This is a genomic window from Polaromonas sp. OV174 (assembly GCF_900112285.1).
GTDB lineage: Bacteria > Pseudomonadota > Gammaproteobacteria > Burkholderiales > Burkholderiaceae_C > Polaromonas.
On record NZ_FOKZ01000022.1, the window covers coordinates 53922 to 78653 of the forward strand.

Below are 24732 nucleotides of genomic sequence, written 5' to 3' on the forward strand. Positions count from 1 at the left end.
GGTGACGAAACCCTCTTGTTTTTCAAGAGGGTTTTTTTATGGCTATCGACCTGTGCAAGGTTTTCCCTGGTCAAGCGATTCAGCCTGAATGGGTCTGTTGACCGGAGTAATCACGCGACGGGGCACAAACTGCACCGATTCGCGCCGGGTGTGCTCAACGGTACTGCGGTATGCGTTTTTCCAGAAAGGCTGCGATGCCTTCGCCGCCATTGCTGTGGTGCAAATTCTGCACGAAGTAGTTGCGCTCGCTGGCAAGTTGCTGGCTCAAGGTATTTGTCGACGCGTCGTTGATTAGCTCCTTGATGCTGGTCAGGGCATTGGGGGCGCGCGCATTGAGCTGTTCTGCCAACTGAAGCGCCTGTGAGAGTGCGCTGCCCGCGCCGGTCACGCGATTCACCAGACCCAGCGCAAGCAGCCGCTGGGCACTGATGCGCTCGCCGCACATCAGCAGCTCGCTGGCCAGGGCACGCGGCAGGGCGCGTGCCAGCTTCCAACTGCCACCGCCGTCGGGTGACAGTGCCACCGTGCTGTAAGACATCGCGAACACGGCGTTGTCGGCGGCGACCACAAAATCACAAGCCAGCGCCAGTGAAAAACCGGCACCGGCGGCCACGCCTTCAACGGCGGCAATCACCGGTTTCGGGTAGGTATGGATGGCCTCAATCCAGTTGTGCAGGCCTTCGATGCTTTGGGCCTGTAGTTCGGGTGCTTCGCGCCGGTTGGCTTGCAGACGCTGCAAATTGCCGCCGGCGCAAAACATCGATCCCTCGCCGGTGATCACCACGCTGCGGATCTCGGGGTTGTTCTCGGCGGCGTTGAGGGCTTCAATGCCTGCTGCGTAAATTTCGGGCCCGAGCGTATTTTTTTGCTCAGGATTGCTGAGCGTCAGAATGAGGCTAAGGCCCTCGCTGGTGCTTTTCAGCGCGCCGGACATTCAGCTCTCCTGATGGGTCAGGCTGAGGCCGATGGCGCCGCGGCGGCGTAGCCACGGGGAAGGGCGGTAGCGCTGGTCGCCATACACGGTCTGCATGTTGAACAGCACTTCCAGCACATTGGTCGGGCCGTAACGGTCGCCCATGGCGAGCGGGCCCATGGGATAGCCCAGGCCCAGCGTGACGGCGGTTTCCAGGTCTTTCGGGCTGCAGATGCCTTGTTGGCAGATGTCGCTGGCAATGTTGACGATGGTGGCGACCACGCGCTGCGTGACAAAGCCGCCGCTGTCTCGTATCACACTGACGGACTTGCCGTCGCGTGCAAACAAGGCATGGGCGGCATCGCGCATGTCGGTGCGCGTGGCGGGGTTGGTGGCCAGCACGCGGCGCTTGGTGGCAGCGTCGTCAATCAGCATGTCTATGCCAACGGTGCGCGCCGGGTCCAGCCGTTCCACGACGGCGACCGTGGTGATGTCAAAGCCCAGCGGTGCTACCAGCGTCAGCGCTTCCATGGAGGGTGATTGGCCTGTTTCGATCTTGGCGCCCAGATCTTTGAGCAACTGCAGCAACTCAGAGCGCCTGGCGGCCCGCGGGGAAACCCAGACCGGTGGCATGTTTTCCACGACGGGGGCAGCAGCTTCGGCCTCAACGTGGCTCACGCCGTCTTCGTAGCGGTAAAAGCCCTCACCCGTTTTGCGCCCCAGCATGCCGCCAGCCAGGCGCTGCGCCGTGATGACGCTAGGGCGGTAGCGATCTTCCTGATAGTACTGGTGATAGATGGACTCCATGACCGGGTGTGATACGTCCAGTGCGGTCAGGTCCATCAGCTCGAAGGGACCCAGTTTGAAGCCGGCCTGCTCGCGCAGGATGCGGTCTATGGTGGCGAAATCGGTGATGCCTTCGCTGACGATGCGCAGGGCTTCTGTGCCGTAGCCGCGACCGGCATGATTGACGATGAAACCCGGGGTGTCTTGCGCCAGCACCGGCGTGTGCCCCATCTGGCGGGCATATTGGCTCAGGGCGTCGCAAACGGCCGCACTGGTTTTCAGGCCGGCGATGACTTCCACCACCTTCATCAGCGGGACGGGATTGAAGAAGTGGTATCCGGCCAAGCGCTCGGGGTGCTTGAGCGAGGCGGCAATAGCCGTGATCGACAGGGATGAAGTGTTGCTCGCCAGGATGGTGTGGGCGGACACAATGGTTTCGAGTTCGGCGAACAGGGCTTTCTTGGCGTCCAGCCTTTCCACGATGGCCTCCACCACCAGGTCGCAGTTCGAAAGCTCGGACAGCGAGTTGGCGACCCCGAGGCGGGCCTTGTGGTCGTTGGCCGCTGCGGCTTCCAGCCGGCCTTTTTCGACCAGCTTGTCCCATTGTGCGCAGATAGCCTCGCGCGCTTTTTCAGCGGCTCCCGCCTGCACATCCTGCAGCATGACCCGGCTACCCGCTTGCGCGGCGATTTGCGCGATGCCGCGACCCATGGCACCTGTGCCAATAATTCCGATGTTTCTGTGAATTAGTTCCATTTCTGAATTATGGCTGACTGAGTTTGCGAAGGGGGCGTGGGAAAATTTGACGACTCATGACAGTCATCCGCCTCCCTCTCAAATACATACTCGGCGCCCTGTTGTTGGGGTCTGCTGCCAGTAGTTTTTCGGTCTCCTTGGGGCGGATGCGCGGGGCCACTCTGGTCGGCCAGCCTCTGGACGCGACGCTGACGGCGCAACTGGGCAGGGCCGAAGAGCTGTCGACCTTTTGCGCCTCGGCAGAGGTTTTTTTCGGCGACAGTCAGATCGCGCCAAGCCGGGTCAGCACATCCATGACCGCAGGCACCCACGCCGGAGAAGTACTGATCAGGATACAGACCAGCGTTTCTGTGAACGAGCCCGTGGTGACGGTCTACCTGAGCGAGGGTTGTGCGCAAAAAAATACGCGCAAATACGTGCTTTTTGCCGAGGTTTCGAGCAGCAACGCCAGTCAGGCACCGGCTGTCAGCGGCGAAGCGGTAAGGGCGCAGCCGCCTGTGCAGCCATTGTCCACCGACAGTGGCCCCAGGATGAGCGCAGAGGGTGCCCCCCGCTTGTCACAGCCAAAGGCCGCGACCGCCAAAGTCCGTCCGGCCAAGGCGAGCCCGGCTAGTACGGCTGCTGGCGCCTCGCCCGGCCCCGCCGCGGCGTCCGTGCGAGCGGCTGCCAAAGTGACGGCGCAGCCACCCCGCAAGCCCCCGCTTTCCCGTCTGAAGCTGGAGGCCCCTGATTTGATGCCGGAGCGCGGCCAGATCCTGCGCACCTCGCCGGAACTGGTGAGCAGGCCGGCTGCCGATGCGCAGCAACAGGCCGCGGCTGCGGCGCACTGGCAAACACTCCAGGCTCAACCTGAGGAGCGTCAACGCGATAATCAGCGGCTGAAATCTCTAGAGGCGGATGTGGCCAGGATGCTGGCCCAAGGCCAACAGACCGAGAAAGCAGTCAGGGAACTCCAGGCCCAGCTTGAGCAGTCGCGTAGCGAGCGTTACACCAACTGGTTGGTCTATGTTTTGGGCGCACTGCTGGTTCTGGCGTCGCTGGTGGCGCTGCTGTTCTGGGGTCGCAGTCGACGGTCTGCCGGTGAATCGGCCTCCCGTCCCTGGTGGCGTAAAAACTTGGATAGACCAGCGGAACCCGCTAAGGAAACCTTTGCCGACCCGAAATCCGCAGCAGGCAATTTGAAGCTCACCCTGCCGGGCGAGGTAGGGGGCCTCAAAGAATTTGAACTTGATTTCGACCTTAGTCTGAATGAACCTAAGTTCGAAGTGATCAATACGCCGCCTGCAGAGAAGCCGCTCAGGCCATTTGACCCCAAAAATCAGCCGAATTTTTTGCCCAGCATCTCGCGCAGTGTGAAGGCCGAGGAGTTGTTCGATGTACAGCAGCAGGCCAACTTTTTTGTCTCTTTAGGTGATTTGAACAAGGCGGCTGAAGTCTTGCGTCAACATATTCGCGAATACCCGGAAGACAGCGCCCCTGCTTACCTTGACCTGTTTGAGCTTTATCAGCGCTTGGGGCGGAGCGAAGACTATGAATTGCTGCGCAAGGACTTCAACAATATCTTCAACGCTGAAGCGCCAAGGTTTGACGAGTACGCCATGGACGGCCGGGGGCTGGAGGGCTATGAAGCCGTGCTTGCGCGTCTTGAGTCTTTGTGGGCAACACCCCTGGTGCTGGAACTCATTGATGAGTGGCTATTTCGCAAACCAGGTTCAGTGGACGAGGTTTTTAGCCTAAAGGCCTACGGCGAGTTACTGCTGCTCCAGGGGATTGCCAAGAAAGTCGCGGAACAGGCAGTTGAAGTTCGAACTGCTGCATCGGGTGTCGTGGTGGCGCCTTCGACAAAAGGGGACGTCAATAGTAAGAACCAGTCGAGCGAACTGAGCGATGGCCCGACAAAGCTGACGCTACCGACGAAGGATTTCGATCCGACCCGCCCCCCGGTCTCGCACCGCCTGGGCCTTGACATTGACCTGAGCCAGGATTTTTCCGGGTCGCCAGCGGCGCAGCCAAAGGCTCCGCAAGCAACCCGGTTGCCGCAGCCTGGAGTTGGCGCAAAGCTGCTGGAGCTCGAGGATTTTCCATTGAAGCGTCGGCAGCTGTGATGACGGGTGCTATCAAGTGCTGGTGGGGCCTGGGGTTTCACCAATGAAGTCTTTGCCCGGCCATTGTTTTAGGCCATGCGTCCAGTGATTCGCCCTGATCAGCGGCGTACTTGCAAAGCGCCGGGGTTGACGATATTGGTGGGCGTTCCCTTGATGAAGTTGACCACATTGTCAAATGCCGCCCCAAAATACATTTCATAGCTGTCCTGCTCAACATAGCCGATATGCGGTGTGCAGATGCAGTTTTCCAGCCTGAGAAGTGCATGGCCTTGCAAAATAGGTTCTGACTCAAAGACGTCCACTGCAGCCAAGCCCGGGCGCCCCCGGTTGAGCGCCGCAATCAAGGATTCGGGCTCCAACAGCTCAGCCCTTGAGGTATTGACCAGCAAGGCGGTGGGCTTCATGCGTGACAAATCTTCCAGCGTCACTATGCCAACCGTATTCTCATGCAGGCGCAGATGCAGGCTGAGCACGTCGCATTGCTCGAAGAAATCGGCTTTGCTGGCGGCTACTTCAAAGCCGTCGGCTTGCGCCAATTCGCGCGATGCCTCACCGCCCCACACCACAACGCGCATGCCAAAGGCTCGGCCATAACCGGCAACGATTTGCCCTATCCTGCCATAGCTCCAGATGCCCAGTGTCTTGCCTTTGAGTACCGAGCCAAGCCCAAAATTGACCGGCATGGAGGCGGCCTTGAGTCCGGCTTGCTGCCATACGCCATGCTTTAGATGCGCCACATACTGGGGCAAACGCCGCATGGCCGCCATCACCAGTGCCCAGGTCAGTTCGGCTGGAGCGGTAGGAGAGCCTATGCCTTCGGCCACGGCAATGCCGCGTTCCGTGCAAGCGGCCACGTCGAGATGAGCGCCAACGCGACCGGTTTGAGCGATCAGCTTGAGCCTGGGCAGCTTCTCAATGACTTGGCGATTGAGCTGGGTGCGTTCGCGAATCAGCACAATCACATCGGCGTCTTTGAGCCGAACTGACAGCTGCCCTATGCCCTTGACCGTATTGGTATAAACCTTGGCAGGATACGCATCCAGTTTGGCCGCACAAGCCAGTTTTCGCACTGCATCCTGATAGTCATCGAGAATCACAATATTCATGCCGATATTGTGCCTGCAAGATTTTTAATCTTGCAGTTGGCCTATTGCGCAATAAGAGGCAACTTGTATCGGAAGGCAACGCAATTGCCTTGAGGCTGACAGCAGAAGTCTGCGTGTCTGAGCGTGTGAAGCGGACGGCCCAGGCTTTTAAGCCGCATGAATGAGCAGCCGTGCCGAGCAGGGAGTTTTTTCTGCCTTCTTCAGCAGGATCTCACAGTGGCCTCGCGCAGGCTCATGCGCTCGAGTTCGGCGCAAACATCGGACATGCGGCCAGAGATCACCATGCGACCGGCGCAGGCGGGGGCGACGCCTGCATCGAATTCGCGCACCACTTTCAGGCGGTGGCAGGTCGTGGCTTTCATGCTGGCCTTGTCTGAAGGGTCGGTGGTGCACGGGGTGGCTACCGGCTTGCCGGGAGCAATTTCAATGTCGGCGCTAAAGGGCAGGGGCAGTTGCTTGGATGCTTGTTCAGGCGCTTGCGGCCGCGAAGGCTTGCCAGAACTGCGCTGTGCCGGTACAAACCACGCGCTCAATGCCTGGGCAGGCGTGAGTAGGCGCGACAGCATTGACGGGTGCGAAAAACGGATCATTCCCATGGTGAACTCCTGTTTGAGAGAGGTTTGCACAGGCAGGATTTCAGACCGGCTGGTTTTGCACCGCCAGTGGAGCCGCTGCATCAGGGTGTTGGCCATTGATGACCAAACGCCCGCCACCTGCTGCGCGACTGAAACAAGGGGTGGCTAGAACGCCATGCTGTTGCGGATCAAGCCAACGGCGAGGCCTTCGAGTTCGAAGGCCTCGCCGGGCGCCACCACAATGGTTTTGAAGTCGGGATTTTCTGGCAGCAGTTCGATCAGCTGCTTGTTGCGGCGAAAGCGTTTGACGGTCACTTCGTCGCCGAGCCGGGCCACGACGATCTGTCCATTGCTGGCATCTTTCGCTTGTTTGACGGCGAGCAGGTCGCCGTCCATGATGCCGATATCGCGCATGCTCATGCCGCGCACCTTGAGCAGATAGTCTGGCTGCTGCTGAAACAAGCTGCTTTCAAGAAAGTAGGTTTGCTCGATATGTTCTTGCGCGAGAATCGGGCTGCCGGCTGCCACTCGACCTATCAAGGGCAGGGTGAGCTGGCTCAGACTTGGCAAGGGTAGGGAGAACTGTTTGGTGCGGGATTCGTTCAGGGAGCGCAAGGTATCGCTGCGCAGGCGTATGCCGCGCGAGGTGCCGCTGACCAGCTCGATCACACCTTTGCGGGCGAGTGCCTGCAAATGTTCTTCGGCGGCGTTGGCGGAGCGAAAACCCAGTTCAGCCGCAATTTCGGCTCGGGTGGGGGGCGCACCGGTGCGGGAAATCGCACTCTGAATCAGCTCCAGAATTTGCTGCTGGCGCGCTGTGAGCTTGGGCATTTCAGAGGACAAACGTGCGAAATCGTTGAGGGCGCTCATGATAGGGACTCCTTGCTTTAGCCGCTCGGTGCTGACGGCCATTTGGCTTGATGCCTGTTTTAATATCCAGTAACTGTATTTTTATACAGTTTTTTAAAGAACGCAAGTCCATTTCCCATGCAACCTCAAACCATTGTGATCCTAGGTACCGGCGGCACGATTGCCGGCCGGGCGGCCCGTGCCGCTGACAACATCGGTTACACCGCCGCCGAGCTCGGCATAGAGCAACTGGTTGACGCGATTCCCGCACTCGTCGAAGCGGGTCCCGTCATTACCGAGCAGGTGGCGCAAATCGACAGCAAGGATATGAGCTTTGCGGTCTGGGCGCAGTTGGCCGGGCGCGTCCAGCACTTTCTGGCCCGGCCGGAGATTCAGGGCATTGTCATTACGCACGGTACCGACACGCTGGAGGAGACCGCCTATTTTCTGCAGGCGATTTGCGATTCAGCCAAGCCGGTGGTGCTGACCTGTGCCATGCGTCCAGCCACGGCCCTGGCGCCAGACGGTCCGCAAAATCTGCTCGATGCCATGGCCGTGGCCCGGCATCCGGGAGCTTGCGGGGTCGTTGCCGTCTGTGCCGGTACCGTTCACAGTGCGCTGGACGTGCAGAAAATGCACACCTACCAGCTGGACGCCTTTAGCTCGGGCGATGCGGGTCCGCTTGCCTATGTGGAAGAGGGGAGGCTCAGATTGTTACGAAATTGGCCTTTAGCCCTAGAGGGACGGTCGGAGGTAGCTATAAATAGCATAGCTAATATGAATCACGCAACAGACTGGCCGTGGGTAGAAATTGTCATGAGCCATGCCGGTGCCAGTGGCGCTGTGGTCCAGGCGCTGGTGGCTCAAGGCGTGCAGGGCCTGGTCGTTGCGGCTACCGGCAATGGCTCTGTGCACCATGCGCTGGAAGCGGCCTTGTTGCAGGCGCAGGCCGCGGGCGTGCAAGTTGTCCGGGCCACACGTTGTGCCAACGGCCGGGTGCTTTCCAAGCCCGGTGACGCCCTGGCGGACTCGCAAGGCTTGAGTCCGGTGAAGGCCAGGGTGGCACTCATGCTTGGCTTGCTGGGCCGCTAGCGCCCTTGTCCCCGCCTGCCCGGAAGTGGGTAGGCTCGGCGTCAGATTTTTGTTTCAAATGAGCGATCAAGGCTGCCACACCATGCAAACCCCCTACGAACAAGGCAACCAGAATCAGACCACCGACTGGGCGGCCTGTATCGAGTTCTACCAAGCGCTGGCGCTGCGCTTTCCCCGTCTGCTGCAGTTTTCTCAGATAGGCATTTCCGACGCGGGCGTGCCAATACATGCTGGTGTCGTCAGCGCCGATGGGGTGTTTGATCGCGAGCAGATCCAGCGCGCCGGCCGGCCGGTTTTCTTCAACAACAACGGCATACATCCTGGCGAACCCGAGGGCATAGACGCCTGCATGGCGCTGGTGCGAGACCTGTGTCTGGCGCCGGAACGGCTGACGGCACTGGGTAGCGCCGTGTATTTATTCATTCCCATCTACAACGTCGATGGTTGCCTTAATCGCAACGACAGCAGCCGGGTCAACCAGGATGGTCCGGAGTCTTTTGGCTTTCGAGGCAACAGCCAACACCTCGATTTGAACCGCGACTTCATCAAGTGCGACAGCCTGAATGCACAGCTCTTTAACCAGTTCTTCAGTGCCTGGGACCCGGATGTGATGGTCGACACCCACACTTCCAATGGGGCCGACTACAGCTACACCATGACCCTGATTCATACCCAGGCTGACAAGCTGGGCCGCGGTCTGGGCCGTTTTCTGCGGGAGTCCATGCTGCCCGCCATTTACCTGGGCATGGAGGCGCGCGGCTGGCCGACCTGTCCTTATGTGAACCCGTTCAAAACCAGCCCGGACCAGGGCATTGCCGATTTTTTGGATGGGCCGCGCTTTTCCACCGGCTATGCAGCCTTGCACCACACCATAGGCTTCATGCCTGAGACCCACATGCTCAAGCCCTTTGCAGATCGCTATGCCTCGATGCGTGCGCTGCTGGACGTGACGCTGCAGTTCACGGTCGATCATGGAGCGCAAATCCGGGCTCTCAGGAAAGAGGCGAAACAGCTGGGGCGGCAAAAAACGCAGTGGCCGGTCAGCTGGAAGATGGACGAATCGCGTGCTTCCCGCGTGCGCTTCAAGGGCTATGCGGCCAGCTACCGGCCCAGCCTGCTGGGTAACTACCAGCGTCTGGCCTATGACAGGGAGCAGCCCTGGGAGCGTGACATTGACTACTACACCCACTTTGTCGAGGACGTGGTGGTGCCAGCGCCCCAGGCCTATGTGGTGCCGCAAGCCTGGCGCGCCGTAACGGAACGTCTGGCCTGGAACGGTGTGCAGATGGAGCGCTTGAGCGCGGCCAAGTCTGTGGCGGCGCAGGTTCATCGCATACAGGCGGTGCAAAGCCGGCCCACACCCTATGAGGGTCACATGTTCCACGAACAGCTGACGCTGCAAACCCAGACGGAAACCGCCGAGCTGCAGGTCGGCGATTACTGGATTCCGCTGCAACAGGATGCTGCTCGCTATATCGTGGAAACCCTGGAGCCGCTGGCCCACGACAGCTTCTTTCGCTGGGGGTTTTTCAACAGCGTGCTGGAAAAGAAAGAGCGCTTTTCGGACTACGTGTTTGAAGACATGGCGCTGCAATTGCTCAAGGATGAGCCCGAATTAAAGTCCAGGTTTGAGCAGTGGAGGGCCGAAAACCCCGCGCTGCTGTCAGACCAAAGCAGGGTGCTGGGCTTTATTTTTGAAAACTGCAAGCGTTTTGCCGAGCCGGCGTGGCGCAGATACCCAGTGCTGGCCATTTTTTGATGGCGGACATGAAAAAGGCCGTCCAGAGGACGGCCTTTTTGCGCAACTGCTCGGGCGGTTTTAGCTTGCCAGTGCTTTGAAGGCTCTGTCAGTGATTTCGTCGACGCCGCCCATGCCGCTGATGGCGCGGTATTTGGGCGCGGCATCGGGCTCGCTCTTGGCCCAGTTGGAGTAGTAGTCCACCAATGGACGGGTTTGGGCACTGTAAACCTCCAGGCGCTTGCCCACGGTCTCTTCCTTGTCGTCTTCACGCTGGATCAGTGGCTCGCCCGTGACATCGTCCAGACCTTCGATCTTTGGTGGGTTGAACTTGACGTGGTAGGTGCGACCCGAGGCTGGATGCGAGCGACGTCCGCTCATGCGCTCAATGATGGCCTCGAAAGGCACATCGATCTCCAGCACGTAGTCAAGCTTCACGCCGGCGGCTTTCATGGCATCGGCCTGGGGAATGGTGCGCGGAAAACCGTCGAACAAAAAGCCCTTGTCGCAATCGGGCTGCGCAATGCGTTCCTTGACGAGGTTGATGATCAGGTCGTCGTTGACGAGCGCCCCGGCATCCATGATTTTTTTCGCTTCAAGGCCTAGCGGTGTGCCAGCCTTGACGGCTGCACGCAACATGTCGCCGGTAGAAATCTGGGGGATGCCGTATTTTTGGCAGATGAAGGTGGCCTGTGTTCCTTTGCCCGCGCCAGGCGCGCCCAACAAAATCAGTCTCATGAATGTCCTCGGATTTTATAAATTTGGAAAGTCAGCCGGGGTTGTGAATGAACCTGTCTCCCATGGCTGCTTTGCAGGTATTGAGGGGCTGCCAGCACGCCCCGCAGACCTCATACCTGCTTTGCCCTCAAGGATAGCATGCAGATTACGCTAGCTAACTTACACCGGCGCACATGGGGTGCCATTGATCGCTAGACAAATAGTTTGCGCGCTCGCTCCAGGTCTTCTGGCGTATCCACGCCAGGGCCGGGTGCAGCGTCGGTCAGGTGTACCGCAATCCGATGGCCATGCCAGAGGGCGCGCAATTGCTCAAGTGATTCCAGCTGTTCCAGCGGGGCTTGTGGCAGGCTTGGGAATTGCCGTAAAAAGCCGACACGATAGCCATAAATGCCCACATGGCGCAGCGGCTTGGGCAGTGTGCTGCCAGCCTCCCACCAGGCCTTGCCAGCAAAGTCGCGTGCCGCAGGAATCGGCGAGCGGCTGAAATACAGCGCGGTCTGGCGTGCATCCAGCACCACCTTCACTACATTCGGATTGAGCAGATCGGCCAATTGTTCAATCGAATGGGCGGCCGTGCTCATGGCGCAGTCTGGGCGCTCTATGAGCAGTTGGGCCACGGCGTTGATCAGTTCTGGATCTATCAGCGGTTCGTCGCCTTGCACATTCAACACGATGTCATCGTCCTGCAGGCCGAGCAGGCTGCAGGCTTCGGCGAGCCGGTCGCTGCCACTGGGGTGATCCACCCGGGTCAGTACGGCCTGAATGCCAAAGGCGGCGCATTTTTCGATAATTTCAGGGCTGTCAGCGGCCACCACTGTGCGGCTGGCCCGGCTTTGCATGGCCCGCTGCGCCACACGCACGACCATGGGCGCGCCGCCTATGTCGGCCAGGGGTTTGTTGGGCAGGCGGGTGGAGGCCAGGCGGGCTGGAATAAGGACGGTAAAACTCATGCGGGAAAGGCCTGGGCCATGTTTTGAACGCTAGGTTTAGCCGGCATCACAAGCCCAACTCTTCATCGGTCAGCGTTCGTGCTTCGTTTTCCAGCAGCACGGGCAGGCCGTCCCGCACCGGGTAGGCCAGGCGGGCGCTGCGCGAAATGAGTTCCTGTTTCTCGCGGTCGAATTCAAGTGGCCCTTTGGTCACGGGGCAGACCAGCAGTTCAAGTAGTTTGGTGTCCATGCTCAGATGGTAATTGAGAAAGCTTGGGCCTCAGCAGCGCATCCAGCGCCACAAAAAAAGCCGGTTCGGGTGAAAACACCAGGGGGATGGCCAGCAACTCCAGCCCAGCCAGACCCGGTATGGCAAACAGTTTGACGGCATCCTTTTCTGTACACAGCACGGTCTGGCCGGTGTAGGCGCTCAAATCCTCATGTTCAAAATCATGGTGATCGGGCAGGGGAATGGTTTTTGCCAAGGTCAAGCCGCGCGTCCTCAGCATGCCGAAAAAGCTCTCGGGGCTGGCTATGCCCGCCAGCGCCACCAGGGGCCGGCCCCGCAGCGCGCTTAAGGCAATCTGGCGGCCATCGGCTGTTTGTGCGTGGTCGGCAAGCTGCCGGCTGGACGTGAAGCCTTCGAAGGCAGGTTGCTGGCCGGTATGCAGCACCAGATCAAGGCCCTGGCGCTGGCGTTCAGGCCAGGGTTCGCGCAGCGGGCCGGCCGGCAACAGCCAGCCGTTGCCCACGCCTCTGTCATCAAATACGGCAATCTCGATGTCGCGCTGCAAGGCGTAGTGTTGCAATCCATCGTCGCACACCACCACGGTCGAGGCTGGGTAGGCCGCCAGCAGGGATCGCAGTGCTTCGGGACGTTTCCGTGCTACAAAAACAGGAGCGTCTGTCGCCCGTCGAATAAGGGCTGGCTCGTCACCGGACTCATTGATTGGAGTTTCTGGCCGGACTTCTAGGCTGCCTTGGCCGGATCGCCCATAGCCGCGCGATAGCACGCCCACGGCCAAACCCTGGGCTTGCAAATGCCTGACCAAACTGATCACCAGCGGGGTTTTGCCAGCGCCGCCGGCCACCACATTGCCCACGACGATCACCGGCACCCGGAAGCGCTCGGACGGGAGTAGGCCGCTGCGGTACATCAGCAAGCGCAGTCGTACCAGCAGGCCATGGACTTGCGCCAGTGGCCAGAGCAGGCAGGCCAGCCAGCCGCGTGTGAGCCAAGCCCTGGGCAGAAGTTGTTTCACGCGTTGCTTGCCATGTCACGGAGAAGGGCGGATGAAAGCGAAGCGGGATTTACTTCGCGCCGGCCTGCGCGCTACTCTGGGTGGCAAAGGTGATTTGCGTCAATCCCTGGCGGCGGGCGGCCTCCATCACGCTGATGACCGCCTGGTGCGTTGCACTGGCATCTGCGCTGATGATGATGACGCTGTCCTTGCCGGCCTTGGCCGCTTCAAGCAGTGCGGCGCCAAGCCGTTCTATGCTCCGGCCTTCTACCAGCGCCTTGTTGACCATGTAGCGGCCATCGCTGCTCACCGCAACAATCACTTCTTTGGGATAGTCGCGCTGCTGCTCCGCATCGGCTGCTGGCAGCTTGACCTGAAGTTCGGTGAACTTGCTGTAGGTGGTCGACAACATCAAAAAGATCAGCACGACGAGCAAGACGTCGATGAAGGGGATCAGGTTGATCTCCGGCTCATCACGCGGGCGAGGGCGAAAGTTCATTTGCGCAAGGTGTTGAGGTGGCGCATGAAGCGCTCTGTTGCCAGTTCCATGGCCAGCAGGTAGCCATCCACACGGGCCCGAAAATAACGCCAAAAAATCAGCGCGGGGATGGCCACGATCAAGCCAAAAGCGGTGTTGTAGAGCGCGATTGAAATACCTTGCGCCAGTTGCGCCGGGTTGCCACCGGCGGCGTTGCTGGCGCCACCAGCTTGAGAACCAAAAATCTCAATCATGCCGATGACGGTGCCAAGCAGGCCGAGCAAAGGCGCGGCCGATGCAATGGTGGCGAGCGCCGTCAGGTAGCGCTCCAGTTTGTGCGCCGCCTGGCGACCAGCGCCCTCCAGCGTGGAACGCAGATCGTCTTCGCTGATGCGCGGATTGGCATTCAAGGCACTGAAACCACTGGCCAGCACCTCGCCGAGCAGGGAGTTCTGCTCCAGTTGCGCCACCACATTGGAGGAGGGAACACTAGCGCGGGAGACGGTGATCGCTTCGTCAAGTAATCTGGGGGGCGCGACTTTGGGCGTTTTTAGACTGAAAAAGCGCTCAATGACCAGCGCGAGAGCCAGGATGGAACAGGCAATCAAGGGCCAGATAGGCCAGCCTGCGGCTTGTATGATCGAAAACAATGCACAACTCCAAGCAGATGATTTGTGCTGGATTATGGCCTACACCTACTGCGCAATCTGCTGCTTCAAGACCTTGTCTGTGAATGTTTTTCTCCGCACCTTTGGTAAGACACGGCCCACAAAATGTGTGGATAACTTTGTGGGCAAGTGGCAGCGCAGCCGCCGCAGGGGCACGCCGCTGCGGGCGCCAGACAAAATGATGAATTTTTGAGCGAAATTAAGTTATTCAAAATCAATGAGTTATACGAGTTCATCACAACACCCAAGTGAGGTCGCCTTGCTATCCGTCGGCAGGAGGCTCTCTGTGGAGTATTTTCTTTGCCTTATCTGCTTTACCCAGGGTTTAGGCCGTGTTTGAGACCTCGGAGTCTTTCGAAAAGCAGCCTGCGCGCGCTTCTGGCATGCAGGTCTGGCCGGTGGGTTCGCTGCTGCGGGCGATTGCGGATAGCCTGGAAGCTCGCTTCAATCCGGTGGCCGTGAAGGGCGAGATCACCGGCTTTTCACGCGCCGCCAGCGGTCACTGCTATTTCTCGCTGAAGGACGAACAGGGTCAGGTTCGTTGTGCCATGTTCAGGCGGGCTGCCGGCTTGATGGACTTTTCTCCCCGCGATGGACAACTAGTGGAATTACGCGGCCGCTTGGGCGTATACGAGCCGCGCGGTGAGTTGCAGCTGGTGGTCGAGGCCATGCGCCAGGCCGGCCAGGGCAATCTGTTCGAGCAGTTTTTGCAGCTGAAGGCCAAGCTGGAAGCCGAAGGTCTTTTTGAGTCTGCCCGTAAGCGGCCTTTGCCGCTGCTGCCGCGTGCCATTGGCGTGGTTACCTCCCTGGGTGCGGCGGCGCTGCACGACGTCGTCACCGCCCTGCAGCGTCGGGCGCCCCACATACCTGTGGTGATCTACCCCGCCAGCGTGCAAGGTGGGCAGGCCGCCGGCGAGTTGCGTGAAGCCTTGCTCAAGGCCGGCCAGCGAAGGGCACAAGACCAGGTCGATGTATTGCTGTTGGTTCGCGGAGGCGGCGCCATGGAGGACTTGTGGGCCTTTAATGACGAGCAGCTTGCCCGTACCATTGTTGCCTCACCCGTGCCGGTGGTCAGCGGGGTGGGGCATGAAACGGATTTCACCATCGCTGATTTTTGTGCCGATGTGCGCGCCCCCACGCCCACCGCCGCCGCCGAGCTTTGCGCGCAGCCGCAAAGCGCCTGGCTGGGCGCCCTGGAACTGGTTTTCTCGCGCTTGCAAAACGGCGTGGACCGGCAGATACAGTCGTACAGCCAGCGACTGGACTGGGCCGCGTCCCGTGTCAGTCGGCCCTCGCACCTTGTGACCCGTCAGCAGGCCCGTCTGGACGGGCTCGCGCAAGGTCTGAACCACGCGTTGCGTTCCAGCCTCAAGCACGAGCAGCTCAGGCTGCAGGCCTTGGGAACAGAACTCCCAAAAGAAATGGCGGCCCGCCTGCAGCGCGGCCGGCAGCAGCTCGAGCGTGCGCAACTGCGCCTTGAGCTGTTGGATCCCCAACTGGTCTTGCAGCGCGGCTATGCCTGGCTGGCGGACCTGCAGGGCCAGCCGATTACCCATGTCAGCGCCACCCACATCGGTCAGCCGCTGCGGGCCACCCTTGCCGATGGCGAGGTCGATTTGACGGTCTGCGCGCCACGACTGATTTAGTTTTTACAATGCCCTTGGCAGTCAATAGACAATTCATTAACCACCACGAGGAAAATCATGGAACACAAGCTCCCCCCGCTCCCTTATGCGATCGACGCGCTGGCCCCTCACTACAGCCAGGAAGCCTTTGAGTACCACCACGGTAAGCACCACAATGCTTATGTGGTCAACCTTAACAACCTGCAAAAAGGGACCGAGTTTGAGTCCATGACGCTCGAAGAGATCGTCAAGAAATCCAGCGGTGGCGTGTACAACAATGCAGCCCAGATATGGAATCACACCTTTTTCTGGAGCTGCATGAAGCCCGCGGGCGGCGGCGAGCCTTCCGGCGCGCTGGCAGCAGCCATTGACGCGAAATTCGGCTCCTACGCCGCTTTCAAGGAAGCTTTCGTCAAGTCGGCTGTCGGCAACTTCGGTTCGGGCTGGACCTGGCTGGTGAAAAAAGCCGACGGTTCGGTGGACATCGTCAACACTGGTCCGGCCGGCACGCCGCTGACGACCGCAGACAAGGCCTTGATGACCGTGGACGTGTGGGAACACGCTTACTACATCGACTATCGCAATATGCGTCCGAAGTTTGTCGAGACCTTCCTCGACAAGCTGGTGAACTGGGACTTCGCGGCCCAGAACTTCGCCTGAAGTTCGCCCGGCTTTTCGCTGCGTACCTTATGAAGAAAGCCTTGGATAAGACTACTCTGTTTTAAACTAGGCTTACTCATTGGAGCCGTCAGGCTTGAATAATAAAAGGGCTCGAAGATTGATCTTCGAGCCCTTTTTGTTTTTCTTGCCTCTGTAAAAATTCGGGCAAATAGCAGCGATGGCAGGTGTTCAATGTCGCGAAGCCCGATTTTGGGCCTGAATGAGAAAAATAGTTGTTTGAATGTGCTTCAAATTTTGCATAGTGATATTGCGTTGCATAGAATCAAGGATTGGATCAGGCTCCCTAAAGCAAAATCAGACAACGTCCAATCACTACTGCCAGTTTGTGACGCAAACCGGCAGCATCCCCGTACCAATTCCTGGAGATAAGCGATGAGTACCGAGCAACCCACCATCATCTATACGCTGACCGACGAGGCCCCGCTGCTGGCGACCAGCTCCTTTTTGCCCATCGTTCGCACGTTTACCGCACCGGCCGGTATTCATGTTGAAACCAGTGATATTTCGGTGGCGGGGCGTATTTTGGGTGAGTTCCCGGACTACCTGAGCGATGCGCAACGGGTGCCCAACAACCTGGTCGAACTCGGCAAGCTGACCCTGCTGCCAGACACCAACATCATCAAGCTGCCCAACATCAGTGCGTCAGTGCACCAGCTGGTGAGCGCCATTAAGGAATTGCAGGGCAAGGGCTACGCTGTGCCCGATTTCCCGGAAGACCCAAAAACCGACGAAGAAAAGGCTATCCGCCAGCGCTACTCCAAGTGCCTGGGTAGCGCCGTCAACCCAGTGCTGCGCGAAGGTAACTCGGACCGGCGAGCCCCGGCGGCCGTGAAGAACTACGCTCGCAAGAACCCGCACAGCATGGGCGAGTGGAGCATGGCCTCGCGCTCGCACGTGGCCCATATGAAGCACGGCGACTTCTACCACGGTGAAAAATCGTTGACCCTGGACAAGGCGCGCGACGTGAAGATGGAACTGCTGACCAAGGGCGGCAAGGCCATCGTGCTCAAAGCCAAGGTGTCTTTGCTGGCTGGCGAGATCATCGACAGCATGTTCATGAGCAAGAAAGCCTTGTGCGACTTCTATGAAGATCAGTTTGAAGACGCGCGCAAGACTGGCGTGATGCTGTCGCTGCATGTCAAGGCCACGATGATGAAGGTTTCACACCCCATCGTGTTCGGCCACGCCGTCCGTATCTTCTACAAGGAAGCGTTTGAGAAGCACGGCAAGCTGTTTGACGAGTTGGGCGTGAACGTCAACAACGGCATGGTGAATCTGTATGACAAGATCGCCACGCTGCCGACGTCGAAAAAAGAAGAAATCATTCGCGATCTGCACGCCTGCCACGAGCACCGTCCTTCGCTGGCCATGGTCGATTCGGCCAAAGGCATCTCCAACCTGCACGCGCCCAACGACGTGATCGTCGATGCGTCGATGCCGGCGATGATCCGCATCGGCGGCAAGATGTGGGACGCCAACGGCAAGCCGCAGGACACCAAGGCGGTCATCCCCGAGAGCACCTTCGCCCGTATTTACCAGGAGGTTATCAACTTCTGCAAGACCAACGGCAATTTCGACCCTGTCACCATGGGCACGGTGCCCAACGTGGGTTTGATGGCCCAGCAGGCTGAAGAATACGGTTCGCACGACAAGACCTTCGAAATCACCGAAGCTGGCGTGGCCAACATTGTGGATCTGGCTACCGGCGAAGTGCTGCTGTCACAAAACGTCGAAGCTGGCGACATCTGGCGCATGTGTCAGGTCAAGGACGCACCGATCCGCGACTGGGTCAAGCTGGCCGTTACCCGCGCCCGCAACTCCGGCATGCCTGCTGTGTTCTGGCTGGACCCGTACCGTCCGCACGAGGCCGAGATGATCAAGAAGGTGGAAACCTATCTAAAGGACCACGACACCGCCGGCCTGGACATCCAGATCATGTCGCAGGTGCGTGCCATGCGCTACACGCTGGAGCGCGTCATTCGCGGTCTCGACACCATCTCGGTCACCGGTAACATCCTGCGCGACTACCTGACCGACCTGTTCCCCATCATGGAACTCGGCACCAGCGCCAAGATGCTGTCTATCGTGCCCCTGATGGCGGGTGGTGGCATGTATGAAACCGGTGCCGGCGGCTCCGCGCCCAAGCACGTGCAGCAGCTGGTCGAGGAAAACCATCTGCGCTGGGACTCGCTGGGTGAATTCCTGGCGCTGGCCGTGTCGCTGGAAGATCTGGGGTTAAAGACCGGCAATGCCAAGGCCAAAGTCGTAGCCAAGACGCTGGACGCGGCCACCGGCAAGCTGCTGGAGAACAACAAGAATCCGTCGCCCAAGACCGGTCAGCTGGATAACCGTGGCAGCCAGTTCTACCTGGCCATGTACTGGGCCCAGGAACTGGCTGCGCAGAAGGAGGCCCCGGATCTGGCGGCTCAGTTCGCACCGCTGGCGCAGCAACTGACGGCCAACGAGCAGGCCATCGTTGCCGAACTGCAGGCCGTGCAAGGCAAGGCGGTGGATATCGGTGGTTACTACCAGCCTGACCTGGTCAAGCTGGAGGCCGTGATGCGTCCGAGCAAGACCTTCAACTCGGCACTGGCATCTTTCAAGGCCTAAGCCGCAGGCCAGACGACCTGTAGACAGGCCCTTGCAAGGCGATCCGGACGACAGTCTGGATCGCTTTTTCTTTTTCAGAACGACCGGCGTTTAGCTTTTTTCGAAAGCTGCTCGGCTTCGCTCCAGTTCAGTTGCGGACGTCAAACAGTTGTCCGCCCAATTTGCTTCCCGCCTTGATGCCGCGCTTGGCAAACCAGCCCTGGTTCATCTCCAGCACAAAACGGACAGGTTGGGCTGAGCAATGCGAATCTGTGGTCTGAGGCTTCATGTCGGCCAGATTGACGATGGTGCCGTCATTGGCAACGAAGGCCGCAGTCAGTGGCAGCAGGGTGTTTTTCATCCAGAAACATTGTTGGGCGGCTTGCTCGAACACAAAAATCATGCCCTCGTGCTGCGCCATGTCCTTGCGCTGCATCAAACCGATTTCCCGCTGCTGGGGAGTCGAAGCCACCTGTGCATCAATCTGATACATCCCGGCTGACAGCTTGATACGCTGCAGATTCAATTGTGGAACTTCCTGCGCGCTGGCTCCCAGGGAAGACAGCAGAGCCGTCAGAGTCAGCACGGAAAACAGACTTTTGCATGTGTTGCCGAAGGAGGGAAGGGCAAGTTTGAAGCTCATAGACACACCGGATTGAAGTTTCGAAGTTGAAGTGCCAGCATAAACGACGCGCGCAAAAAAGCCCGCACTAGGCGGGCATTCCGACCGAAGTCACCAGGAATTACTTCTTGGGTGCGGCTTCGGCTTTCTTGGCGGCAGCTGCGTCAGCTTTTTCTTTCTTGGCGGCAGCGGCTTTTTCTTTTTTTGCCTTCTTGACGGCAGCTTTCTCTTCTTTGCTCATTTTGGTGGCGGCTGGCTTGGCTTCTGCTTTTGCAGCAGGAGCGGCGGCAGGCGCTGCAACAGCGGCAGGAGCTGAGGCGGGTGCAGCAGCGGGAGCTTGTGCAAATGCACCAGCAGCGAAGAGGCCTGCGATCAAAGTAGCGAGGAGTTTGTTCATTTTGAGTTTCCTTAATGTCGTTTGGTAAAAATACCCCGAACTTTTCGGAGGCCCTACCGTAACGAAACTCGTTCGCCAACCGTTGACAGCTGATTCCAATTTCTTTTGAAAAAAATTTCGCGGATAAAATTTAAAAGCTTACCTAAACTGCCAAAAATGGCGTATTAATGGGCGTACCCCACACATACACCGGAGACATCTTTAACATGTATCAGCACATCCAAGTGCCCGCCGATGGCCAGAAAATCACAGTCAACGCCGACAATTCCCTGAATGTGCCTGACGAGCCGATCATTCCGTTCATTGAAGGTGACGGCACCGGCGCGGACATCACGCCGGTGATGTTGAAAGTGGTGGATGCCGCTGTTGCCAAAGCCTATGGCGGCAAGAAGAAAGTCCACTGGATGGAAGTGTTCGCCGGTGAAAAAGCCACCAAGGTCTACGGTCCCGACGTCTGGTTGCCTGAGGAAACCCTGCATGCCGTCAAGGACTATGTGGTCTCTATCAAGGGCCCGCTGACCACGCCGGTCGGCGGCGGCATTCGCTCCCTGAATGTGGCGCTGCGCCAGGAGCTTGACCTCTACGTCTGCTTGCGTCCCATCCAGTACTTCGACGGCGTACCTTCCCCTGTGAAAGAGCCGCACAAGACCAATATGGTGATCTTTCGCGAGAACTCGGAAGATATTTATGCCGGTATCGAATTCGAATCGGGCAGCGACAAGGCCAAAAAGCTCATCAAGTTCCTGCAGGATGAGATGGGAGTCAAGAAAATCCGCTTTCCCAACACCTCCGGCATTGGCGTGAAGCCCGTGTCCAGCGAAGGGACAGAGCGCCTGATGCGCAAGGCCATTCAGTACGCCATCGACAATGACAAGCCCAGCGTGACCATCGTGCACAAGGGCAACATCATGAAGTTCACCGAAGGCGGTTTTCGTGACTGGGCTTACGCCCTGGCGCAAAAGGAATTCGGCGCCGAGCTGATCGACGGCGGCCCCTGGATGAAGTTCAAGAACCCCAGAACGGGGAAGGAAATCACCATCAAGGACAGCATCGCCGACGCTTTCCTGCAGCAGATTTTGCTGCGTCCGGCCGAATACTCGGTGATCGCCACGCTGAACCTGAACGGCGACTATGTTTCCGACGCGCTGGCCGCCCAGGTGGGCGGCATTGGCATTGCCCCGGGCGCCAATCTGAGCGACACCATCGCCATGTTTGAAGCCACCCATGGCACGGCGCCCAAGTATGCCGGCAAGGATTACGTGAACCCCGGCTCCGAAATCCTGTCGGCCGAAATGATGCTGCGCCACATGGGCTGGACCGAAGCGGCCAACCTGATCATCAGCGCTATGAAAAAATCCATTGCGTCCAAAAAAGTCACTTATGACTTCGCGCGGCTCATGGAAGGCGCTACGCAAGTGAGCTGTTCAGGCTTCGGCCAGGTCATGATCGACCACATGTAAAGCCATCCGCAGGGCTTACCGGCTTTGCAAACCGTCTCGGAAGTCGTTCCGAGGCGGTTTTTTTATGTTTGGGCTTCATTTTTCGGGCTCGGAAAGCCAAAAATACTGCTTGAATGCCAGGTATGTGCCTCCAATTGCCCTACCGGACGCATTGAAGCACAGCGATGGCTAGAATGAATTCCATGGCAACCCAACCCCCTAAATCTCCGGCGATCCCGCCCATTCCCGCTGTCAGGCCCGACGATGTCAATGGCGGGGATTCGGTCGTGCTTGAGCGTCGCCCGCAAAAGACCAAACCTCCGCAAATGTATCAAGTGGTGCTGCTCAATGATGACTACACGCCCATGGAGTTCGTCGTCGTGGTGATTCAGGAGTTTTTCAACAAGGATCGCGAAACCGCGACGCAAATCATGTTGAAGATCCATCTGGACGGCAGAGGCGTTTGCGGGGTGTTTTCCAAGGATGTGGCCGCTACCAAGGTTGATCAGGTCACGGAAGCGGCCCGAAAAAATGGTCACCCGCTGCAATGTGTCAGTGAGCCCATTGAATAACGGGAAATCCGGCCAATATTCGATTCAGAGAAATCAGTAAAGTAAATACTCAAGCAAGCCGAAAGGAAAATCTATGATTGCCCAGGAATTAGAAGTCAGCTTGCACATGGCCTTTGTTGAGGCGCGTCAGCAGCGCCACGAATTCATCACCGTGGAGCACCTGCTGCTGGCTTTGCTGGACAACCCCAGCGCCGCCGAAGTGCTGCGTGCCTGCTCCGCCAATGTGGATGATTTGCGCAAGTCGCTTGGCAATTTCATCAAGGACAACACGCCGCAAGTGGCCGGCACCGACGATGTCGACACACAGCCCACGCTGGGTTTCCAGCGGGTGATACAGCGCGCCATCATGCATGTGCAGTCCACCGGCAGCGGCAAGAAGGAAGTCACCGGCGCCAATGTGCTGGTCGCCATTTTTGGCGAAAAAGACTCGCACGCGGTGTACTACCTGCACCAGCAGGGCGTCACACGCCTGGACGTGGTGAATTACATCGCCCACGGCATCAAGAAAACCGATCCGCCAGAGCCTGCCAAGGCCGGTGAAAGCGCCGCCGAGAACGAAGAGGGCGGCGAAAAGAACGAAAAGGCTTCGCCGCTGGAGCAGTTCACCGTCAATCTCAACCAGCTTGCCAAGGATGGCAAGATCGATCCGCTGATCGGCCGAAATTACGAGGTCGAGCGCGTCATTCAGATCCTGTGCCGCCGCCGCAAAAACAACCCGTTGCTGGTGGGTGAGGCCGGTGTGGGCAAGACGGCGATTGCCGAGGGCCTGGCCTGGCGCATCACGCAAAAAGACGTGCCCGAAATTCTGGCCGAAGCCAATGTCTATTCGCTGGACATGGGCGCGCTGCTGGCCGGCACCAAATACCGTGGCGATTTCGAGCAGCGTCTCAAGGGCGTGCTGAAAGCTCTGAAGGACAAGCCCAATGCCATTTTGTTCATTGACGAAATCCACACCCTGATCGGTGCGGGTGCTGCCTCGGGCGGCACGCTGGATGCGTCCAACCTCTTGAAGCCCGCGCTCAGCTCGGGTCAACTCAAGTGCATTGGCGCAACGACGTTTACCGAATACCGCGGCATCTTTGAAAAAGACGCGGCGCTGTCGCGACGCTTCCAGAAGGTCGATGTGGTCGAGCCTACGGTGCAGGAAACCGTGGACATCCTGAAGGGCCTGAAGTCGCGCTTTGAAGAGCACCACGGCGTCAAGTACGCGCTGGCGGCCCTGCAGGCGGCGGCCGAATTGAGTGCCAAGTACATCAACGACCGGCATTTGCCCGACAAGGCGATTGACGTGATTGATGAGGCTGGTGCGGCCCAGCGCATCTTGCCGCCCTCAAAGCGCAAGAAAACCATCACCAAGGCTGAGGTCGAGGAAATCGTGGCGAAAATCGCCCGCATTCCGCCCGCCAACGTGTCCAACGACGATCGCGGCAAGCTCAAAACGCTGGAACGCGACCTGAAAAGTGTGGTGTTCGGCCAGGACAAGGCCCTCGACGTGCTGGCGTCCGCCGTCAAGATGGCACGCTCGGGTCTGGGTAAGGACGACAAGCCGATTGGCTCCTTCCTGTTCTCCGGCCCCACCGGCGTCGGTAAGACGGAAGCGGCTAAACAACTGGCCTACATCATGGGCATTGAGCTGATCCGCTTTGACATGTCGGAGTACATGGAGCGCCACGCCGTGAGCCGCCTGATAGGCGCGCCCCCGGGCTATGTCGGCTTTGACCAGGGTGGCCTGCTGACCGAGGCTATCACCAAGAAGCCGCATGCGGTGCTGCTGCTCGACGAAATCGAAAAGGCGCACCCGGACATCTTCAACGTGCTGCTGCAGGTCATGGACCATGGCACCTTGACGGACAACAACGGGCGCAAGGCCGATTTCCGCAACGTCATCATCGTCATGACCACCAATGCCGGTGCCGAGACCATGAACAAGGCGACGATTGGCTTTACCAACCCGCGCGAAGCCGGCGATGAGATGGCCGATATCAAGCGGCTGTTCACGCCCGAGTTCCGCAACCGCCTTGATGCGGTGGTGAGCTTCAAGGCGCTGGACGAAACCGTCATCCTGCGGGTGGTCGACAAGTTCCTGCTGCAACTCGAAACCCAGCTGGCCGAGAAGAAGGTGGAGGTCACCTTCACCGACACGCTGCGCAAGTATTTGGGCAAGAAGGGCTTCGATCCGCTGATGGGCGCCCGCCCCATGCAGCGCCTGATCCAGGACACGATACGTCGTGCGCTGGCCGACGAACTGCTGTTCGGCCGTCTGATGGACGGCGGTCGCCTGACCGTCGACATGAAGGTGACCACCGACGAGAAGGGCGTGGAAAACGGCGAAGTCGAACTCGACATCCAGCCGCTGGCCAAGAAAGAGGGCAAGGCCAAGCCTGAAGCCGAAGCGGCAGAGACTAACTAAGCGGTGTCAAATACGACGGGAGCGCCCATAGGGCCTTCCCGCAAGGGCCGGCAGCATGGAGCTGCCGGCCTTTTTTATTTGGTGCGCCCAGCATGGGCGCACACCTGCGGGTGCAAGTCCCGCCAGGAGCTGGTCACAGTGAATGAAGTGAAGCGCAACTGCGTGAGGGCGACCGAACGTGGGAAGGAAGCGTGGAGCGTAAATCGTGAGCCGATGAACAAGAACCGCATAGAAGGCGTTGCCAAGCAGGGCGAGCGGGCCAAAAACCGCAAAGCTCTTGTGACCAAGGCGAGGTGGCGTAGATGCGGCGGTTGTGCGATGAAGGTGTGCGTTCTTACCTGGGGAGATCTCGCCTCGTGGGTGAAAGCCCGACGGCTTTGCCGGAGCGAGAAGTCAGCCGAGGTCGTAGTAGCTGGAGCCGGG

24 protein-coding genes are annotated in these 24732 nt (G+C 59.0%); 11 read left to right on the top strand and 13 right to left on the bottom strand.

The window, feature by feature from the left end; genetic code table 11:
• Positions 1-154: 154 nt before the first annotated feature.
• Together BM160_RS17530 and BM160_RS17535 are read right to left on the bottom strand one after the other, a co-directional pair.
• On the bottom strand, positions 155-934 hold the full coding sequence (locus BM160_RS17530; RefSeq protein ID WP_092007459.1) for an oxepin-CoA hydrolase, alternative type: 780 nt from the start codon (positions 932-934) through the stop codon (positions 155-157).
• Complete coding sequence (locus BM160_RS17535) at positions 935-2455, bottom strand: 3-hydroxyacyl-CoA dehydrogenase (RefSeq protein ID WP_092007460.1); 1521 nt, start codon at positions 2453-2455, stop codon at positions 935-937.
• A 56-nt stretch (positions 2456-2511) separates the two neighbouring features.
• Between BM160_RS17535 and BM160_RS17540 the strand changes: the two genes are divergently transcribed.
• Entirely contained in the window at positions 2512-4560 is a 2049-nt protein-coding gene (locus BM160_RS17540) for a type IV pilus assembly protein FimV (protein WP_092007461.1), read from the top strand.
• A gap of 98 nt (positions 4561-4658) precedes the next feature.
• Here the strand turns inward: BM160_RS17540 and BM160_RS17545 are convergent, their stop codons facing one another.
• The 3 genes from BM160_RS17545 to lexA form a co-directional block, all read right to left on the bottom strand.
• Entirely contained in the window at positions 4659-5666 is a 1008-nt protein-coding gene (locus tag BM160_RS17545; RefSeq protein WP_092007462.1) for a D-2-hydroxyacid dehydrogenase family protein, read from the bottom strand.
• A 200-nt stretch (positions 5667-5866) separates the two neighbouring features.
• Positions 5867-6262, bottom strand: coding sequence for a hypothetical protein (locus BM160_RS17550; RefSeq protein ID WP_092007481.1), 396 nt, complete (start codon positions 6260-6262; stop codon positions 5867-5869).
• 144 nt (positions 6263-6406) lie between these two features.
• Positions 6407-7111 (bottom strand): transcriptional repressor LexA, encoded by a 705-nt coding sequence (gene lexA, locus BM160_RS17555; protein ID WP_177219057.1) that lies wholly within the window; start codon positions 7109-7111, stop codon positions 6407-6409.
• Positions 7112-7228: 117 nt separating this feature from the next.
• On the opposite strand from lexA, the gene BM160_RS17560 reads away from it, so the two are divergent.
• Positions 7229-8182: an asparaginase gene (locus tag BM160_RS17560; protein WP_092007463.1), complete on the top strand. Its 954-nt coding sequence runs from the start codon at positions 7229-7231 to the stop codon at positions 8180-8182.
• Between the two features lie 82 nt (positions 8183-8264).
• On the top strand, positions 8265-9941 hold the full coding sequence (locus BM160_RS17565) for a M14 family zinc carboxypeptidase (RefSeq protein WP_092007483.1): 1677 nt from the start codon (positions 8265-8267) through the stop codon (positions 9939-9941).
• Positions 9942-10001: 60 nt separating this feature from the next.
• On the opposite strand, the gene adk is transcribed toward BM160_RS17565, so the two are convergent.
• The 6 genes from adk to BM160_RS17595 all read right to left on the bottom strand — a co-directional run bounded on the left by adk (position 10002) and on the right by BM160_RS17595 (position 13956).
• On the bottom strand, positions 10002-10658 hold the full coding sequence (adk, locus tag BM160_RS17570) for an adenylate kinase (RefSeq protein WP_092007464.1): 657 nt from the start codon (positions 10656-10658) through the stop codon (positions 10002-10004).
• A 191-nt stretch (positions 10659-10849) separates the two neighbouring features.
• Positions 10850-11608 (bottom strand): 3-deoxy-manno-octulosonate cytidylyltransferase, encoded by a 759-nt coding sequence (kdsB, locus tag BM160_RS17575; RefSeq protein WP_092007465.1) that lies wholly within the window; start codon positions 11606-11608, stop codon positions 10850-10852.
• Between the two features lie 46 nt (positions 11609-11654).
• A complete protein-coding gene (locus BM160_RS17580) occupies positions 11655-11837 on the bottom strand; it encodes a Trm112 family protein (RefSeq protein WP_092007466.1) in 183 nt (60 codons plus the stop codon).
• A complete protein-coding gene (gene lpxK, locus BM160_RS17585; RefSeq protein WP_092007467.1) occupies positions 11818-12849 on the bottom strand; it encodes a tetraacyldisaccharide 4'-kinase in 1032 nt (343 codons plus the stop codon). The genes BM160_RS17580 and lpxK overlap by 20 nt, the downstream gene beginning before the upstream one ends.
• 49 nt (positions 12850-12898) lie before the next feature.
• A complete protein-coding gene (locus tag BM160_RS17590; RefSeq protein ID WP_092007468.1) occupies positions 12899-13327 on the bottom strand; it encodes an ExbD/TolR family protein in 429 nt (142 codons plus the stop codon).
• Positions 13324-13956: a MotA/TolQ/ExbB proton channel family protein gene (locus BM160_RS17595; protein WP_092007469.1), complete on the bottom strand. Its 633-nt coding sequence runs from the start codon at positions 13954-13956 to the stop codon at positions 13324-13326. Before BM160_RS17595 ends, BM160_RS17590 begins: the two co-directional genes overlap by 4 nt.
• Here BM160_RS17595 and BM160_RS17600 point away from each other — a divergent pair.
• The 4 genes from BM160_RS17600 (at position 13943) to BM160_RS17615 (ending at position 18890) form a co-directional block, all read left to right on the top strand.
• A complete protein-coding gene (locus tag BM160_RS17600; RefSeq protein WP_092007470.1) occupies positions 13943-14167 on the top strand; it encodes a hypothetical protein in 225 nt (74 codons plus the stop codon). The two genes, BM160_RS17595 and BM160_RS17600, sit on opposite strands and share 14 nt — an antisense overlap.
• 190 nt (positions 14168-14357) lie before the next feature.
• Positions 14358-15620, top strand: coding sequence for an exodeoxyribonuclease VII large subunit (gene xseA / locus BM160_RS17605; protein ID WP_092007484.1), 1263 nt, complete (start codon positions 14358-14360; stop codon positions 15618-15620).
• Between the two features lie 57 nt (positions 15621-15677).
• On the top strand, positions 15678-16259 hold the full coding sequence (locus BM160_RS17610; RefSeq protein ID WP_092007471.1) for a superoxide dismutase: 582 nt from the start codon (positions 15678-15680) through the stop codon (positions 16257-16259).
• A 393-nt stretch (positions 16260-16652) separates the two neighbouring features.
• Positions 16653-18890, top strand: a complete 2238-nt coding sequence (locus BM160_RS17615) for an NADP-dependent isocitrate dehydrogenase (protein WP_092007472.1) — start codon at positions 16653-16655, stop codon at positions 18888-18890.
• Between the two features lie 127 nt (positions 18891-19017).
• Here BM160_RS17615 and BM160_RS17620 read toward each other — a convergent pair whose 3' ends face one another.
• Positions 19018-19512, bottom strand: a complete 495-nt coding sequence (locus BM160_RS17620) for a DUF192 domain-containing protein (protein ID WP_092007473.1) — start codon at positions 19510-19512, stop codon at positions 19018-19020.
• 100 nt (positions 19513-19612) lie between these two features.
• Entirely contained in the window at positions 19613-19888 is a 276-nt protein-coding gene (locus BM160_RS17625) for a cell envelope biogenesis protein TolA (protein ID WP_092007474.1), read from the bottom strand.
• Positions 19889-20094: 206 nt separating this feature from the next.
• Here BM160_RS17625 and icd point away from each other — a divergent pair, with 206 nt between their 5' ends.
• The 4 genes from icd to BM160_RS22775 form a co-directional block, all read left to right on the top strand.
• Positions 20095-21348 carry an NADP-dependent isocitrate dehydrogenase gene (gene icd, locus BM160_RS17630; RefSeq protein ID WP_092007475.1) on the top strand — a complete coding sequence of 418 codons (1254 nt, stop codon included), beginning with the start codon at positions 20095-20097 and terminating at the stop codon, positions 21346-21348.
• A gap of 182 nt (positions 21349-21530) precedes the next feature.
• Positions 21531-21899, top strand: coding sequence for an ATP-dependent Clp protease adapter ClpS (clpS, locus tag BM160_RS17635; RefSeq protein WP_092007485.1), 369 nt, complete (start codon positions 21531-21533; stop codon positions 21897-21899).
• Between the two features lie 73 nt (positions 21900-21972).
• A complete protein-coding gene (clpA, locus tag BM160_RS17640) occupies positions 21973-24309 on the top strand; it encodes an ATP-dependent Clp protease ATP-binding subunit ClpA (protein WP_092007476.1) in 2337 nt (778 codons plus the stop codon).
• Positions 24310-24447: 138 nt separating this feature from the next.
• Positions 24448-24732 (top strand): hypothetical protein (locus BM160_RS22775; protein WP_255368992.1); only part of this gene is annotated, 285 nt, incomplete at its 3' end.

Coding starts and splice junctions, on each gene's coding strand:
- BM160_RS17545 (WP_092007462.1), bottom strand. CDS start 5,666: ATGAATATTGTGATTCTCGATGACTATCAGGATGCAGTGCGAAAACTG.
- xseA (WP_092007484.1), top strand. CDS start 14,358: ATGCAGGTCTGGCCGGTGGGTTCGCTGCTGCGGGCGATTGCGGATAGC.
- clpA (WP_092007476.1), top strand. CDS start 21,973: ATGATTGCCCAGGAATTAGAAGTCAGCTTGCACATGGCCTTTGTTGAG.
- BM160_RS17625 (WP_092007474.1), bottom strand. CDS start 19,888: ATGAACAAACTCCTCGCTACTTTGATCGCAGGCCTCTTCGCTGCTGGT.
- BM160_RS17560 (WP_092007463.1), top strand. CDS start 7,229: ATGCAACCTCAAACCATTGTGATCCTAGGTACCGGCGGCACGATTGCC.
- BM160_RS17550 (WP_092007481.1), bottom strand. CDS start 6,262: ATGGGAATGATCCGTTTTTCGCACCCGTCAATGCTGTCGCGCCTACTC.
- clpS (WP_092007485.1), top strand. CDS start 21,531: ATGGCAACCCAACCCCCTAAATCTCCGGCGATCCCGCCCATTCCCGCT.
- kdsB (WP_092007465.1), bottom strand. CDS start 11,608: ATGAGTTTTACCGTCCTTATTCCAGCCCGCCTGGCCTCCACCCGCCTG.
- BM160_RS17580 (WP_092007466.1), bottom strand. CDS start 11,837: ATGGACACCAAACTACTTGAACTGCTGGTCTGCCCCGTGACCAAAGGG.
- BM160_RS17620 (WP_092007473.1), bottom strand. CDS start 19,512: ATGAGCTTCAAACTTGCCCTTCCCTCCTTCGGCAACACATGCAAAAGT.
- BM160_RS17590 (WP_092007468.1), bottom strand. CDS start 13,327: ATGAACTTTCGCCCTCGCCCGCGTGATGAGCCGGAGATCAACCTGATC.
- adk (WP_092007464.1), bottom strand. CDS start 10,658: ATGAGACTGATTTTGTTGGGCGCGCCTGGCGCGGGCAAAGGAACACAG.
- lexA (WP_177219057.1), bottom strand. CDS start 7,111: ATGAGCGCCCTCAACGATTTCGCACGTTTGTCCTCTGAAATGCCCAAG.
- BM160_RS17615 (WP_092007472.1), top strand. CDS start 16,653: ATGAGTACCGAGCAACCCACCATCATCTATACGCTGACCGACGAGGCC.
- BM160_RS17600 (WP_092007470.1), top strand. CDS start 13,943: ATGATCGAAAACAATGCACAACTCCAAGCAGATGATTTGTGCTGGATT.
- BM160_RS17535 (WP_092007460.1), bottom strand. CDS start 2,455: ATGGAACTAATTCACAGAAACATCGGAATTATTGGCACAGGTGCCATG.
- BM160_RS17610 (WP_092007471.1), top strand. CDS start 15,678: ATGGAACACAAGCTCCCCCCGCTCCCTTATGCGATCGACGCGCTGGCC.
- BM160_RS17530 (WP_092007459.1), bottom strand. CDS start 934: ATGTCCGGCGCGCTGAAAAGCACCAGCGAGGGCCTTAGCCTCATTCTG.
- BM160_RS17565 (WP_092007483.1), top strand. CDS start 8,265: ATGCAAACCCCCTACGAACAAGGCAACCAGAATCAGACCACCGACTGG.
- BM160_RS17540 (WP_092007461.1), top strand. CDS start 2,512: ATGACAGTCATCCGCCTCCCTCTCAAATACATACTCGGCGCCCTGTTG.
- icd (WP_092007475.1), top strand. CDS start 20,095: ATGTATCAGCACATCCAAGTGCCCGCCGATGGCCAGAAAATCACAGTC.